The sequence below is a fragment of the Kineococcus deserti genome (assembly GCF_050871945.1).
Taxonomy (GTDB): Bacteria; Actinomycetota; Actinomycetes; order Actinomycetales; family Kineococcaceae; genus Kineococcus.
Window position 1 is genome coordinate 29354 of sequence record NZ_JBJLSI010000022.1, and the last position, 15403, is coordinate 44756.

Below are 15403 nucleotides of genomic sequence, written 5' to 3' on the forward strand. Positions count from 1 at the left end.
CTTTCCCTTCCCGGCGAAGCGGGCGCAGATGGCTGCTGCCTGGACCGACACCGTGAACGCCGTGGACGCGGTGCACGACGGAGTCCTTACGCATGCACCGAGGGCCTGACCAGCGGCAAGCGCGCGACTGCGGCGTCCATGCTCACCAGCCGCCACGGGGGCTGTGCACCGCCAGAGGAAACCCCCCGGGGTGGTGTCACAGATCTCACCAGGCGGCTACCTGCCGTAGGTAAGGACAGAACGAACCGACCTCGCCCCATCCAGCCGAAAGGCAGCCACGACATGACCCCAATCAACAGCACCTTCCCCGCTCAGTAGGAGGCTGCGATGAGTCGCTTCCCAGACCCTGCCATCAGCGAGCAGGACAGGATCGCCCTGGTCATCCTCGGTGCCCTCTTCGTCGTCGTCGGCGGTGCCGCCGCGACCTGGCATCGCCTCGTGACCGAACTGCTCGACCGGCGGATCCTTTTGCCGACCGGCCCCGACGTGCTCCTGGTTCTTCCCGCCGCCGGTGGCGCCGGCCTGGATCTGCGCCGAGCCGCGGTAGGCGGCGCGATGCTGCTGCTTGCCCTGGCGGCGGCGGTGGCCGGGCGCCAGCGCCGGCGGGCGCGTGAGGCGATGCAGGCCTCAGGCGGTGAGCAGCGGTGACTACCCGGCAGGCCGCCGGCCGACGCCCAGTCCTCGCACCGTTGCCTCAGCAGTGGTGGCGGTGTCCATGCGCTGCAGTTCGCCGGCCATGGTGGCCAAGGCCTGTTGGGCCTGCGGGCTCATCCGCGCCGCGGTCAGGGCGATCCCCCGCACCGTGCTGTTGCGCATGGCCGCCAGCACGGCGGAGTCGGCTTGCATCTGATCGAGAGGGTCGTCGAGGAAGAAGTAACTCATCGGGACCGAGAAGACCGCTGCAAGAGCCTCCAGCGCTTCCAGACTGGGATTGGTCCGGTCGCCGTTGCGTAAAGACAAAATGTAGGAAGTGCTCAAGTCATAGCCCAGCGACTTCGCCTTCTCGGAAATCCCTCGACCGGTCGAGGGGTGGCCTGAGGCGCCGGTGGTGCTGTCGAAAAGCTGCTGCAGGCGTCGAAGGACCAGCCGGTTTCCGCGGCCGCCGGTCGCACTGCCTGCCATCGGGGCCTCCTCGTGCCCGTCCGGCGGGCCCACACCTTCCACGCGCTGCCTCGCAGCCAGCGCCGCAGCGCACAGCACTGCATGATCACATTAGCGGGCGGCGGTACCGGATGCTCACTGGTTCAAGCAGGTCGCCCGGCCCTGCCAGCCAGCCCTTCGCCCCATCGACCGCGGGCGGGCGGCGGTCCAGACGGTGGTGCCGGGCGCTGGTCGTGGTCGACCGGTGAGGTGCCCCCGTAGTGCGACTCCGTCATCAGCGATCACTGCTGCCCTCGCAGGGGGATGACGGTGCGGTGCGGGCTCCGACGCCAGGCAATGAGCGATGCCGGCTCTGGAGCTAGGCATCTTCGGGCCGCTCATTTAGATGAACACGAAATTTCAGGCGCACCCTTCGATTCACTTTTCCTGGTCAATTTGTTGTGCACCCTCCTGGTCTCGCGGTCCGGGTCCTTCGTCGACCTTCGCCGCTGGTCGACCTGATCGGGGCAGCAGCACCATTCGACCGTCACCGCGCCCCTTCGTTTGGAGGTTCTGGTGCTGCGGCTTCGAGGCAGATCGATGGGAAGGGACATTCATGCGTCGCCCCGGCCCAACCTGTCCCGCGTCGACGGAGCCCACCGATCCTCGCCGCTCCTCCCATGCCACTGTTCGAGCCGAAGGAACCGACCATGCGTCAGACCCTGACAGCGCCAGCGCCCGCACTAACGCCAGCGCCAACATCAGCACCGAAGATGGGGACAGCGACTACCAGGGCGTCAGTAGACCCGCTCCTGCGAGTGCACTGGTCGGTGGAGGCCGCGAGCCGGCACCGGCTGCTTCAAGAGGTCAACGCCGAACGGGCCCAGCTGAAGCAGACACGCATGCGCGGCTGCCAAAGCGATCCCGAGCTCTTCTTCGCCGAAGATCCTGCAGCTCAACGACAAGCCCAGCGCATCTGCTGGGATTGCCCGGTGCGCCGGCGGTGCCTGGAAACCATCCTTCGCCTCGAAGTCGGCGCCACCTCCAGCAACGGCACCTACAGCCAGGGAACCGCCGGGGGCACCACGCAGCAGGCGCGCGACCGCCTGGTCCGCCAGCTCCGGCGACAACCCCACCGCCCACGCCGCCGGCGTCGGACGCAGCCGGCGGCCCGCACCGTCACCCAGGACGGCGCGGCAGCGCCGCCCTCAAGGAGCGCCGCCACGCCGGACCATCTGCAAGAGCCGACCCAGCCGACAGCCCACACGTGACGCGGTCGGGGTTGCGCCGAGGGATGACCATGGGGTTGACTCGGAAATCACCGATCGAGCTGAACTGGAGGACAAGGCATGAGCATCACTGCCGCCTTGGTTCCCACCGTCGCCGATCGAGTACCCGCCACCACGCAGGGCTGACCCCCCGGCAACGGCCTTCGCCGTCACCGCTGAACCGCACGGAGCTGCGCGGCGGCGGAGGGTCGTTCCCCGCGCATACCCCCACACCTCGGCAGAACCTCGCCGGCAACACAACCGACGAGACAGCCAGTGGCGCAACTAACGACGGTGCCGGCGGCATCGCTAGACACTGCGCCACCCTGCGCGGGTGTGCGCCTAACCCACCTCTCGCGAACCCGAACCCTTGGAGTAGTCCTCATGAACACTGCACTCACCCAGCACGAAACCTCGGCGATGAACACCTACCGACGTCATGCCCTGCAGCACCTTGCTACCCCAGGCGACGACAACGGAGAGTTTCTTAGCCACCTGGTGTCCCGCTATCTGCTGCACTTGCGCGATGGCCTCGGTCAGGCAGGCGCGGAAGCGGCCGCTGCAGGAACGCCGTCGACCCCAGACCTGCTGGAAAGCCTGGCCACCTTGTTCACCTCCATCGCCGATCGACGGTCTTTGACCTCGGACGATCCTGCCCTGCAGGCGGTGGCGCGCGTCCTGCTCCAGCCCGCGAGCGCCCATGCTCGCCTGGAAGGTGGCCTGCAGGAGACACCGCTGCAGGGGCGGGACCGCTGACGCCTGGCATCGCCCAGCTCGGCGCTGATCAAGTGCTCGAGAGGCGCTCTTCGACGGAGACGGCGACAGTGCAGCCATGATGCTGCCGACATCGATGCCGAGCCCTGATCGTTCTGCGCTGGCGGCCAGGGACGTCAGTGAGGCAGACGCCGTCACGCAGGAGATGGTCGAGGTTCTGGCTCAGTGGTGGTCGCATCTTCCTCACGGGATGCAGCGACGGCTGCTGCCACTAGAAGCCGATGAGGTGCTTCCGCGGTCGGTGGCCGTCGAGCTGGCACGGGTGGGGGTGTCCTGCCCGCTGGCGCTAGTCAGCGAGCAGGGAGGACGGCAGGTTCGGCGGGCGTTGCCGCCGCCGGCGCTGGTGGCCTTGCTAGTGCGTGAGCGGCGCGCTCGAGCTCTGGCTGTGGCCTCTGCACAGCCTGCTGCCTAGCCCGGCCGGGCTGATCCGGTGGCTGGGCTGATCCGGTGGTGCGCCGACCCAGCCGGTGCAGAGGTAAACGCCGGTGGCCGATCATTTAAAGGTGAGCATTGAACCGGCCCCAGGCGCCTCACAGCGGGCCCGTCAGGCACGGACCATCCCCACCGCGCACCGGCACGGCCGGCCCTGGACTGCGTCCGAGGACCGGGAGCTGGCCGCCTGCAGCGCTGATGAGGAGCTGGAGGCTTTCGCGGTGCGCTGGGGGCGACGGTTCGCCTCGGTGGAGCAACGCCGTCGGCGTCCCCGCCCCGGCCCATCGACCAGCCCATCGACCCGCCCGTCAACGTTGCCGACTGGCACCGGGTGGATCCGATGACGCTACAGCCGGCGCACGACGGGGTGAGGCTGCTGCCGACCGATTCGCGGGACATGACCCCACCGGCTGTGGCGTGGGCGCGGACCGTGCTAGGGGTGGTTCGTACCGTGCCTCGCGCCCAACTGCCGGCACCCTCGCGGACGTCGCTGACCAGCGTGGTGTGGACGCTGGCCGCGGCGGCGGATTGGACCGCGACCATCCCCGGTGATTTCACCGCGGTCGTGCTGGCCGGTGAGGCGGGCGTGGGGGATCGGGTCTGGCAAAAGCGGACGGCCTGGCTGCGCCAGCACGGCTTTCTGCAGCACGGGCGCCGCGGCCTGCGCGACGGCTGGCAGCTCACCACCCCGGACGTGAGGACCTGACGCATGCCCGCCGGGCTGCCTCAACCCGCACGACCGGGACACCGACAGGAAGAGCCATGTGCACGACCTGACCTTGCATCCCAAGGTCGATGCCTGCGGCTGACTCAAATCCCTCTAGGGCGTGTCGGGTCTGTGGCAGGCCGTCACAGGCGGGGAACGAACAGCTCGCCCAGCATGGCCCGTTCGATCAGTTCGGCGGCGTGGGCCTGCGCCCGCAGGTCCCGGCCCACCGCGGTCACTGCTGCCAGATGCCGCCGGTGGGCGTCGGGGTCAGGGGCCTGCTGCACCTCACGCAGTCCTTGCCAGCTTGCGCGGGCCGCCTGCAGGTTCGCCTGTGCCCACTGACGGAACCACCAGGTGAGCATCAGCGGGTGCCGGCGCAGCGTTTCGTACTCCGGCAGGTGCCACTCCGGTGCCCCGTGGCCCAGGATCCAGGCCACCGCGCTCAGTTCCCAGTCTTCGATCGCCGGGGGGAGCACTTGCGCCGGCCAGCCTGGGGGCACGTAGCCGCTGCGCTGTGGCGCGCCGGGGTCACCGACCTGGCGAGCGCGCCCGCGGTGGGGGCTCATGAGGCCGGTGTCCTCGGGTCACGGCTGTCGTAGGAGGGGGAGTTCACCGCGGCGGATACCTCGAGACTGTCCGGCCCCGGTTCGGGCAGGGCGTGAAGGACCTGACGCACCAGGTCCAGTCGATGCGGTGCGGTTGCTGGTCGATGACCTTCTGACCGCCGGAGGCGTGGGTGAGGTCGGCGGGGTGGAATCGAACGCCTCGACCGCACCTTCCCCTCAGTCTGTCGTCCGCGTCGGCGATTCACGGTCAAGCCCCTCGGGGCGAGGATGCTGGTCGGCGTAGGTGCCGACATGAACGGTGTGGACGGCGGCGACGCGCCCCTTCTGACCACCCCGCCGGCACCCACCATCATCACTTCCCATTCCTGTTGTTCGTACGCTTGTTCGAGTATGGCTGATCCGCACACCGTCCACCTCGCGCAGGCGCCCTGGCCGGACCGAGGGCCGGACGTCACCGTGCCCGCCGGGTGGGTGCGGGTCCGGATCCGGGCGCGCTTTCGCGACGGCTACGTCGGCGAGGTGCTGGGCTGGGTCACGGCCTGGCCGCGGCGTGCGGTGGAGTGCGTCTTCTTCCACCCCGATCCCGACATATGAGGCGGGCTGTACCGGCTGCTGCGGGCCTGCAGAGCTTCCGGGCTGTGGCGACTGGGGCAACTGAGGTTGGGTCTGCACTGCGCGAAGCACTAAGTGTTCGGGCAGCTGCGTCAGTTTCGGCGGCGCCGACAGCGTGATGGTCAGCGGGTGCGGCTTTGGCTTAGCGGGCTATCGGTCACCGTAGGATTCCCCGGGTGGAAGCGACGAAGCCGATGCGCGTGCGGGGGGGCTCTCCCAGCATGGTCGAGGTGGCGACGCTGGCTGGTGTCTCGGTGGGCACCGTGTCGAACGTCCTGAACCACCCGCACAAGGTGCGGCCGGCGACGATCGCGAAGGTGCGCGACGCCATCGAGCGGCTGGGGTTCTCCCGGGAGAGCTCGTCTCGCCCTGTGCGGACGAACCCCAGCATGGTGCAGGTGGCGGCCGTGGCCGGGGTGTCGGTGGGGACGGTGTCCAACGTCCTGAACCATCCTGAGCAGGTTCGGCCGGCGACGCTGCAGAAGGTCCAAGCCGCCATCGAGCAGCTGGGGTTCACTCTCAACGCCAACGCCCGTTCCCTGGCCGGCGGGGACAACCGGATGATCGGTCTGGTCGTGCCGGACTTGTACAACACGTTGTTCGTCGACATCGCCCGTGGAGCCCAGCGGGAGGCGGCGGCCCGGCAGGTGAGCCTGCTGGTGACCAACAGTGACCGCGACGACGCCCAGCAGGACGCGCATCTGGACCTGTTCGAGAGCGCCCGGGTGCGCGGGGTCCTGCTCGCCCCGCTCAGCGACCCGGCCACCGCCGGCGTCCAGCGGGTGCGCCGGCACGGCACACCGGTCGTCGTGTTGAACTACGACTCCGGGCGGTCGGACGGCTGCACGGTCCTGGTCGACAACGAGCAGGTGGGGTACCTGGCCGCCCGGCACATGCTGGAGCTGGGGCGCCGGCGGATCGCGTGGGTCAGCGAACTGAACGACCTGCAGCCGGTGCACGAGAGGCGGGCCGGGGTCCGGCGGGCCGTGCAGGAAGCCGGCCGCGGGGTCAGGCTGCTGGAGATCGGCACCGAGGTCCTGGGGGAGTGGGACGGCAGCACGGCAGCCGAGGAGATCCTCGCCCTGCCGACGCATCGGCGGCCCGACGCCGTCATCACGGTCACCGACCTGTTGGGCGCCTCGGTCGTGCAGGCTCTGCACGAGCGGGAGGTGTCTGTCCCCGGGGACATCGCGGTCATGGGTTGTGACTACGACGCGCGGGCCTGGGGCGGTGCGATTCCGCTGACCACCGTCCGTCTGGAAGGTGAGGAGATGGGAGCGGCGGCGGTGCGGCTGCTTGCCGACGAGTTCGCCCAAGGCGACGACCACGTCCACCGCCGGGTCGTCGTGCGCCCGTCACTGCTGGTCCGGGAGAGCAGCGCCGGACGTACGGCCCGCTGAGGCGGGAACCCCAGGCGGCCTATGCCTTGACGAAACGTTGCCCACGACGTACGTTCATGCCGTTCCAGTAATGAAGCGTCTCACTCAATCCGCTGGTTCCTCGCCTCCCGGCGACCGTCTCGATGTGGAGACCCCCGTGGCCCCTCGCCCCACCCGCACGCGCACCCTCAGCGGCCTGGCCGCCCTCGCCCTGGCCCCGCTCATCCTGTCTAGCTGCAGCGCAGGAAGTCTCGGCTCCTCCGACGGCGAGGAGGGGAAGACGTCGATCACCTTCCTGGTGGACAACGCCCCGCAGACCGTGTCGACCGCCGAGGCGCTGGCCGACGGCTTCAACGCCTCCCAGTCCGACGTCACGGTCGAGGTGGAGACCCGCCCGCAGGGCGCGGACGGCGACAACCTGGTCAAGACCCGGCTGCAGACCGACAGCATGGACGACGTCTTCGCCTACAACAGCGGCTCGCTGTTCCAGCAGCTGGCGCCGCAGGCGACCCTGACGCCCTTGACCGGTGAGTCCTTCCTGGACGGGGTCGACGACAGCTTCGCCCCCCAGGTCAGCGCCGGTGACCAGGTCTACGGGGTGCCCATGGGTACCGCCTTCGGCGGGGGAGTTCTGTACAACCGCAAGGTCTACGAGCAGCTCGGCTTGCAGGTCCCCACGACGTGGGCGGAGTTCATCGCCAACAGTGAAAAGATCAAGGCCGCCGGCATCGCCCCGGTCGTCCAGACGTACGGCGAGACGTGGACCTCGCAGCTGCTGGTCCTGGGCGACTTCCACAACGTCGCCGCCGCCAATCCCGCCTTCGCCGCCGACTACACCGCCGGCAAGGCCAAGTACGCCACCGATCCGGCGGCCATCCAGGGTTTCCAGCACACCCAGCAGATCCACGACGAGCAGCTCGTCAACTCCGACTACGCCTCGGCCAAGGTCGAGGACGGCATCCGCATGCTCGCTGCGGGCGAGGGTGCGCAGTACCCGCTGCTGTCGACGAACGTCGCCACCATCCTCAGCGTCGCCCCGGACAAGATCGGCGACATCGGGTTCTTCGCCCTGCCCGGCCAGGACGCCGCGACCAACGGCCTGACCGCCTGGTTCCCCGGCGGGGTGTACGTGCCGAAATCCACCACCGGCGAGAAGCTGGAGGCGGCCAAGAAGTTCCTGGCCTACCTGGTGACCCCTGAGTCCTGCGACATCCAGTCCACCGAGAGCGTTCCCACCGGGCCCTACCTGGTCGACGGCTGTGAACTGCCCACCGACGTCCCGCAGATCACCAAGGACGTCAGCGCCTACTTCGACTCCGGCAAGCAATCGCCTGCCCTGGAGTACGTCTCGCCGATCAAGGGCCCGGCCCTGGAGCAGATCCTGGTCGAGGTCGGCTCGGGCATCCGCCCCGCCGAGGACGGCGCGGCCCTGTACGACCAGGACGTGGAAAAGCAGGCCCAGCAGCTCGGACTCGAGGGCTGGTGAGCGCCACCGCCCGCTCCGTCCCGGCTCCCGGCGGCCGGGACGGGTCAGCTCCAGAAAGGTGACACGCGTGGCCACCACGACGTCCGCAACTCCCGGCACCACCTCCACCGCCCCGGCCCACCGTGGCCCGCGGCGGCGGCGCAGCCCCTACCCGGGCTGGTTCTACGCCCCCGCCGCGGTGGTCTACGGCCTGCTGTTCCTCATCCCGACGTTGTTGTCGTTCTACTTCGCCCTGACCCGGTGGACCATCTTCACCTCGGAGTTCATCGGGTTCGGCAACTTCACGCAGTTCTTCTCCGAGCCGGCCCTGACGAAGGGGTTCGTCAACACCTTCGTCTACGCGATCATCACCTCCGGAGCCAAGGTCGTCCTGGGGTTGGGACTGGGCCTGCTGCTCACCTCCCAGATCGTCGGACGCGGTTTCCTGCGCGCCGTGGTGTTCTTCCCCGTCCTGGTCTCCACCGTCGGAGTCGGCATCACCTTCCAGGTCCTGATGAACCCCACCAAGGGCGCCATCAACGCCGCCCTCGGTGTGCTGGGCATCGACGGACCTGGCTGGCTGACCAACCCCGACCTGGCGCTGTTCTCGGTGGCGATGGTCGACGTCTGGAAGGGTGTCGGGCTGGCCACCCTCATCTACATGGCCGGCATCGTCTCCATCCCCAAGGAGTACTACGAGGCCGCCAAGATGGACGGTGCCGGTTCGTGGACCCTGTTCCGCAACGTCATCTTCCCGCTGTCCTGGCCGGCGACCTCGACAGTGATCACCCTCTCGCTCATCGGGGGCCTGCGCTCCTTCGACCTCATCTGGGCGATGACCAAGGGCGGCCCGGGCTTCACCTCCGACGTCATCGCCTCGGTGATCTACAAGCAGTACCAGGCCGGCTTCTACGGCCTGTCCACCGCCGGCAACGTCATCCTCTTCGTCGCCGTCACCGCCATCGTCTTCCCGCTGACGCGGTTCCTGGCCCGCAAGGAGGTCGACCTGTGAGCGCCACCAGCAGCCCCGCCGACGCCGCCGAACTCCTGTCCCCGAACGCCACGGCGCGGTCGGGGGGGAAGGTGGGAGGGCCGCGCGCGGCGCTGTACCGCTACGGCGTCGGCACCGTGGCGATCGTCGTCAGCCTGGTCGTGTTCGTCGTCCCCTTCGCCTTCATCGTGCTGGTGGCGGCGATGGACGCCCAGCAGGCCGGGGAGTTCAGATTCGCCTGGCCCCGCAACCCGCAGGTCTGGCAGAACCTCATCGACGTCCTCCAGACCCGCAACTACCTGCTGGTCATCGCCTTCATCAACTCCACCGTCCTGACCGTCGCGGCCGTCACGGTCATGGTGGTCCTGGGGGCGATGGTCGCCTTCGTCCTGCAGCGCCGGAAGTCGCGCTGGACCGGGGTCGTCAACTTCCTCGTCCTGACCGGGCTGGTCATGCCGCCGGCCGTGGTCCCGACCATCTGGGTCCTGCAGCGGCTGGGCCTGTTCGGCACGATGCCGGGGCTGATCCTGGTGGAGGTCGCCTTCGGCCTGTCCTTCACGGTCTTGCTGTTCCGGGCCTTCATCTCCACCATCCCCCGGGAACTGGACGAGGCGGCGATCCTGGACGGGGCCGGGCCGCTGCGGTTGTTCTTCCGCGTCGTGCTGCCGCTGCTGCGCCCGGTGCTGGTGACCGTCGTGCTGGTGCAGTCGGTGGCGGTGTTCAACGACTTCCAGACCCCGTTGTACTTCCTGCCCGGCGATGCCGGGGCGACCGTGCAGCTGACCTTGTTCAACTTCCAGAGCCAGAACCTGTCCTCGTACAACCTGCTGTTCATGGACGTCCTGCTCATCACGATCCCGCCGTTGGTGCTGTACCTGTTCTTCAACCGGCAGATCGTCGCCGGCATGACCTCCGGCGCCGTCAAGGGCTGACCGCCGGCCAGGCCGACCCACCGGGCGGACCTGACAGCACCCACCACGCCTCTTCCCGGAACGGAACCCGCATGTCCCACCGCCGCGACGTCGTCGTCACCGACCTGCGGGCCGAGCACGGCCGCCCCCGCCTGGGGCTGGGCACCCCCCGCCCCCGCCTGTCCTGGATCGCGAGGCCCACCGGGGCGACCACCCCGCCGTGGCAGCAGACCGCCTACGAAATCCGGATCAGCGCCGTCCCCCCGATCGGCACCGGGCAGGTAAAGACCTGGTCCAGCGGGCGGGTGGACTCGCCCGACAGCGTGCTCGTGCCGTGGCCGGGCGCAGACCTCGCCTCCCGCGAACGGGTCGGCGTGCAGGTCCGCGCCTGGAGCGGGGACGAATCCGCCCCGACGGCGTGGAGCGCGCCACTGGAGGTCGAGACCGGCCTACTGCACGCCTCGGACTGGCAGGCGGTGCCCATCGGGCCGGACTGGGACGAGGACCCCGACACCGACCACCGGCCGGCCCTGCTGCGGCGGGAGTTCCGCCTCCCCGGGTCGATCAGGCGGGCGCGCCTGCACGTCAGCGCCCACGGCGTCCACGAGGTCGAAATCAACGGCAGCCGGGTCGGCGACGAAGTCCTGGCCCCGGGCTGGACCAGCTACCGCCACCGACTGCGCCACCGCACCCACGACGTGACCGCCCTGCTGCACGAGGGGGAGAACGCGCTCGGCGCCTGGCTGGCCGACGGCTGGTACCGGGGCCGGTACGGCACCCACGGCGGCAACCGCAACCTCTACGGAGAGCGGACCGCGTTGCTCGCCCAGTTGGAGGTGGACTTGGCCGACGGCAGCCGCGTCGTGGTGGCCACCGGCCCCGGCGCCGGCAGCGACGGCAGGGCCTGGCGCGCCGCGCACGGGCCGATCACCGCCAGCAGTCTGTACGAGGGGGAGAGCTACGACGCGCGCCTGGCGGTGCCACAGTTCTCTCGCCCGGGTTTCGAGGAATCCTCCTGGGCGGGAGTGCGGGTCCATCCGCGTGACCTCACCACCCTGGTCGCCGCCGACGGCCCCCCGGTGCGCTGCACCCAGGAGGTGCTGCCGGTCGCCGTGCTGACCAGCCCGACGGGCAAGACCATCCTCGACTTCGGCCAGAACCTCGCCGGGCGCCTGCGGATCCGCGTGAGCGGTGCTGCGGGCCAGCGCGTCCAGTTCCGGCACGCCGAGGTGCTGCAGGAGGGGGAGCTGTACACCCGTCCGCTGCAGACCGCCCTGGCCACCGACACCTACGTCCTGGCCGGCGTACCGCAGCCGGAGGAGTGGGAACCGCGGTTCACCATGCACGGGTTCCGCTACGTCGAGGTCACCGGATGGCCGGGACGGCTGCACGAGGGCGACGTGGTGGCCCGCGTCATCCACACCGACATGCAGCGCACGGGATGGTTTTCCTGCTCCGACGCCCGGCTGGAACGGCTGCACGAGAACGTCGTGTGGAGCATGCGATCGAACTTCGTGGACGTGCCCACCGACTGTCCCCAGCGGGACGAGCGGCTGGGGTGGACCGGGGACATCCAGGTGTTCGGGCCGACCGCGGCGTTCCTGTACGACTGCTCGGGCTTCCTGAGCAGCTGGCTGGCCGACCTGGCCTGCGAGCAACTGCCCGACGGCACCGTGCCTTGGTACATCCCCATGATCCCGGCGGAGTTCTGGTACCCGCCGCGGCCGGGAGCGGTGTGGGGTGACGTGGCGGTGCTGCTGCCGGCGGTGCTGCACGAACGCTACGGCGACACAGGCGTCCTGTGCCGTCAGTACGACAGCGCCCGCCGCTGGGTCGACCTCGTCGAGCACCTGGCCGGGCCGAGCCGGTTGTGGAACACCGGAGTGCAGCTGGGTGACTGGCTCGACCCCGCCGCCCCGCCGGAGGAACCCGCCGCCGCCCGCACCGACAAGTACCTGGTGGCCACCGCCTACTTCGCGCACTCGGCCCGCACGCTGGCCTGCATCGCCGAAGTGCTCGGCGAACACCAGGACGCCGCGCGGTACGCGCAGCTGGCCACCCAGGTCCAGGCGGCGTTCGTCGGTGAGTACCTGCGCCCGGATGGCCGGCTGGCCAGCGACGCGCAGACCGCCTACGCCCTGGCGATCGTCTTCGGCCTGCTCTCCGGTGAGCAGCTGGCGAACGCCGGGGAACGGCTGGCCGAGCTGGTCGCCCAGGACGGGCACCGGGTGGCCACCGGGTTCGCCGGGGTCAACCTCGTCACCGACGCTCTGACCGGCACCGGCCACGACACGACCGCGTACGCGCTGCTGACCGAGACCGGCTGCCCGTCCTGGCTGTACCAGGTGTCGATGGGGGCGACCACGACCTGGGAACGCTGGGACTCGATGGTGCCCGACGGCACCGTCAACCCCGGGCACATGACCAGCTTCAACCACTACGCCCTGGGCTCGATCGCCGACTGGATGCACCGCACGGTCGCAGGACTCGCCCCGGCCGCGCCCGGCTACCGGCGCCTGCTCGTGCGGCCCCGGCCGGGAGCCGACCTCACCTCCGCCTCGGCTCGTCACGAAACCCCCTACGGTCCGGCGGCGGTGAGCTGGCGCCGCCGGGGGAACGACCTCCTGGTCGACGTCGACGTCCCGCTGGGGGTCAGCGCGACGATCGACCTGCCCGGTCGGCCGACCAGCGAGGTCGGCGCCGGACGCCACCACTTCACGGTGCGGCAACCCGACCCCAGCGCCGGCGTGAGCGGAACCGAACCCGCCTCGGATGCACTGCAACCGGCCTGAGAACCACCCACGACTGCACGGAGGAACCATGCCCACCTGGCAGGCCGCGATGATCGCCGCCGACGACGACCACGACGGCGCCCCGCTGCTGCGGCGCCGGTTCACCCTCGACGACGGCCACGGCGAGGTCCGCAACGCCGTCCTGCACGTCACCGCCCAAGGCGTCGTGGAGTCGTTCCTCGACGGAACCCCCGTCTCCGACGACGTGCTCAGCCCCGGCTGGAGCAGCTACGAGTGGCGTCTGCGCTACCGCAGCCACGACCTGACCGCGGCGCTGGCCGACGGTCGCGGGCAGGAGCACGTCGTGGGCTTGGCCCTGGGCAACGGCTGGTTCCGCGGCCGGCTGGGCTGGACCGGCCGCCGCGCCCACTACGGCGACGATCTGGGCGGTTTCGCCCAGTTGGAGGTGACCTTCGCCGACGGACACGTCCAGCGCGTCGTCACCGACCAGGCCTGGGAGTCGCACGCCTCGGCCGTCACCGCCAACGACCTCTACGACGGACAGGACGTCGACGCCCGCCGCCTGGACCCGCGGTGGGCCACCCCCGACGGTTCCCGCCAGGGCTGGGGCGGGGTGCGGGTCCTGGAGTTCGACACCGGCTTGCTCACCGAGCACGTCGGCCCGCCGGTCCGTCGGCAGGAGGTCCTGCCCGCGCAACGGGTCTGGACCTCCCCCTCGGGCAGGACGCTGGTGGACTTCGGGCAGAACCTGGTCGGCTGGATCCGTTTAACGGTCACTGGCGAGGCCGGCACGACCATCACCGTGCGCCACGCGGAGGTCCTGGAGAATGGCGAACTGGGCGTCCGGCCGTTGCGCACCGCCAAGGCCACCGACACCTTCACCCTGTCCGGGGGGCGGGACGTCTTCGAGCCGACGTTCACCTTCCACGGTTTCCGCTACGCCGAGGTCGAGGGCTGGCCCGGCGACCTGCATCCCGAGAATCTCCAGGCCGTGGTGGTGCACTCGCAGCTGTCCCGTACCGGTGAGTTCGAGTGCTCCGACGAGATGCTCAACCAGTTGCACCGAAACGTCGTGTGGGGAACGAAGGGGAACTTCGTCGACGTTCCCACCGACTGCCCTCAGCGCGACGAACGTCTGGGCTGGACCGGAGACCTGGCCGTGTTCGCCCCGACGGCGGCCTACCTGTTCGACGTGCGCGACTTCCTGCGCGACTGGATGCGCGACCTGGCCGCCGAGCAGTCCGCTCGGGACGGACTCGTCGCGTTCGTCATCCCCGACGTCCTGAAGTACGAGCCGCCGATCGGGGCCTTCCCCGATCCCGACAGCACGGCCGTCTGGTCGGACGTGGCGGTCTGGCTGCCGTGGGCGCTGTGGGAGGCTCACGGCGAGCAGGACCTGCTGGCCGAGCACTACCCGGCCATGACCGCCCACGTCGAGCGGGTCCTGGGTCTGCTGTCGCCGCAAGGCCTGTGGGACACCGTCTTCCAGTTCGGTGACTGGCTGGACCCCGATGCCCCGCCGGAACGTCCGGCCGACGCCAAGGCCGACAAGGGGGTGGTCGCGACGGCCTCGGCGTTCCGCTCGGTGCGCACCGTGGCTGAGGCCGCCCGCGTTCTGGGGCGCGAGCAGGACGCCGAGCGCTTCGTCGCGGCAGCCGACCGGCTCCGCGCCAGTTTCCTGGAGCACTACGTCGACGAGCAGGGCATGGTGCTCAGCGACTGCGCCACGGTGTACGCCCTGGCCATCGAGTTCGGGCTGCTGACCGGTGAGCAGCGCGCCTGGGCCGGACAGCGCCTGGCCGACATTGTGGACAAGGCCGGCTACCGCATCTCCACGGGGTTCGCCGGCACCCCGTACGTCACCGGGGCCCTGTCCTCGACCGGGCACCTGGAGGCCGCCTACCGGTTGCTGACCGAGCGGGAGTGCCCGTCGTGGCTGTACCCGGTGACGATGGGGGCGACCACGATCTGGGAGCGGTGGGACTCCATGCTGCCGGACGGGTCCATCAACCCCGGGCAGATGACGAGTTTCAACCACTACGCCCTGGGGGCGGTCGCGGACTGGATGCACCGCACCGTCGCCGGTCTCTCACCGCTGGAGCCGGGCTACCGGCGGTCGCTGATTGCCCCGCAACCCGGTGGTGGTCTGACGTGGGCTGCTGCCGCGCTGCAGACGGTGCACGGTCGGCTGGCGGTGCGCTGGGAGCAGGACAAGACCGGTGTGGTCGCCGAGGTCGAGGTGCCCGAGGGCACCACCGCAGTGCTGCGCCTGCCCGGCCAGGCGGACCAGGAACTTCGCGCAGGTGTCCATCGGGTCGTTGCACCGTCCTGAACCGCTCTCAATGCGCGTCCGTTTCACCCGTGCGGGCGTCACCACCGCAGCGTCGATGTGGCCGACATGCCCAAACTGCCTGGCACAACGTGGCAGGCCCTCGGTCGTCAAGTCCAGGCTCCACGGCAGGT

At 70.0% G+C, this 15403-nt stretch carries 13 protein-coding genes; 11 read left to right on the forward strand and 2 right to left on the reverse strand.

Features of this window, described 5'->3' with window-relative positions; all coding sequences use genetic code 11:
• The first annotated feature begins 327 nt into the window (after positions 1–327).
• Positions 328–648: a hypothetical protein gene (locus tag ACRYR2_RS16320; protein WP_432563945.1), complete on the forward strand. Its 321-nt coding sequence runs from the start codon at positions 328–330 to the stop codon at positions 646–648.
• Here the strand turns inward: ACRYR2_RS16320 and ACRYR2_RS16325 are convergent, their stop codons facing one another.
• Positions 649–1122 (reverse strand): XRE family transcriptional regulator, encoded by a 474-nt coding sequence (locus ACRYR2_RS16325; protein WP_432563946.1) that lies wholly within the window; start codon positions 1120–1122, stop codon positions 649–651.
• Positions 1123–1910: 788 nt separating this feature from the next.
• Between ACRYR2_RS16325 and ACRYR2_RS16330 the strand changes: the two genes are divergently transcribed.
• The 3 genes from ACRYR2_RS16330 to ACRYR2_RS16340 all read left to right on the forward strand — a co-directional run bounded on the left by ACRYR2_RS16330 (position 1911) and on the right by ACRYR2_RS16340 (position 4260).
• Positions 1911–2351, forward strand: a complete 441-nt coding sequence (locus tag ACRYR2_RS16330) for a WhiB family transcriptional regulator (RefSeq protein ID WP_432563947.1) — start codon at positions 1911–1913, stop codon at positions 2349–2351.
• Between the two features lie 381 nt (positions 2352–2732).
• Positions 2733–3104: a hypothetical protein gene (locus tag ACRYR2_RS16335; protein WP_432563948.1), complete on the forward strand. Its 372-nt coding sequence runs from the start codon at positions 2733–2735 to the stop codon at positions 3102–3104.
• 901 nt (positions 3105–4005) lie between these two features.
• The gene (locus ACRYR2_RS16340; protein ID WP_432563949.1) at positions 4006–4260 is read left to right on the forward strand and encodes a hypothetical protein; all 255 of its coding nucleotides are present in this window, start codon (positions 4006–4008) and stop codon (positions 4258–4260) included.
• Between the two features lie 143 nt (positions 4261–4403).
• Here ACRYR2_RS16340 and ACRYR2_RS16345 read toward each other — a convergent pair whose 3' ends face one another.
• Positions 4404–4829, reverse strand: coding sequence for a hypothetical protein (locus tag ACRYR2_RS16345; protein ID WP_432563950.1), 426 nt, complete (start codon positions 4827–4829; stop codon positions 4404–4406).
• A 390-nt stretch (positions 4830–5219) separates the two neighbouring features.
• Here ACRYR2_RS16345 and ACRYR2_RS16350 point away from each other — a divergent pair, with 390 nt between their 5' ends.
• From ACRYR2_RS16350 to ACRYR2_RS16380, 7 genes are all read left to right on the forward strand, one after another.
• Complete coding sequence (locus ACRYR2_RS16350) at positions 5220–5423, forward strand: hypothetical protein (protein WP_432563951.1); 204 nt, start codon at positions 5220–5222, stop codon at positions 5421–5423.
• Between the two features lie 239 nt (positions 5424–5662).
• On the forward strand, positions 5663–6841 hold the full coding sequence (locus tag ACRYR2_RS16355) for a substrate-binding domain-containing protein (protein WP_432564000.1): 1179 nt from the start codon (positions 5663–5665) through the stop codon (positions 6839–6841).
• A 136-nt stretch (positions 6842–6977) separates the two neighbouring features.
• Complete coding sequence (locus tag ACRYR2_RS16360) at positions 6978–8306, forward strand: ABC transporter substrate-binding protein (RefSeq protein WP_432563952.1); 1329 nt, start codon at positions 6978–6980, stop codon at positions 8304–8306.
• 67 nt (positions 8307–8373) lie between these two features.
• Positions 8374–9297, forward strand: a complete 924-nt coding sequence (locus ACRYR2_RS16365; RefSeq protein ID WP_432563953.1) for a carbohydrate ABC transporter permease — start codon at positions 8374–8376, stop codon at positions 9295–9297.
• A gap of 71 nt (positions 9298–9368) precedes the next feature.
• Positions 9369–10208 (forward strand): carbohydrate ABC transporter permease, encoded by an 840-nt coding sequence (locus ACRYR2_RS16370; RefSeq protein WP_432564001.1) that lies wholly within the window; start codon positions 9369–9371, stop codon positions 10206–10208.
• 71 nt (positions 10209–10279) lie between these two features.
• Positions 10280–12979: a family 78 glycoside hydrolase catalytic domain gene (locus ACRYR2_RS16375; protein WP_432563954.1), complete on the forward strand. Its 2700-nt coding sequence runs from the start codon at positions 10280–10282 to the stop codon at positions 12977–12979.
• Positions 12980–13007: 28 nt separating this feature from the next.
• Positions 13008–15272: an alpha-L-rhamnosidase gene (locus tag ACRYR2_RS16380; RefSeq protein ID WP_432563955.1), complete on the forward strand. Its 2265-nt coding sequence runs from the start codon at positions 13008–13010 to the stop codon at positions 15270–15272.
• Positions 15273–15403: the final 131 nt, after the last annotated feature.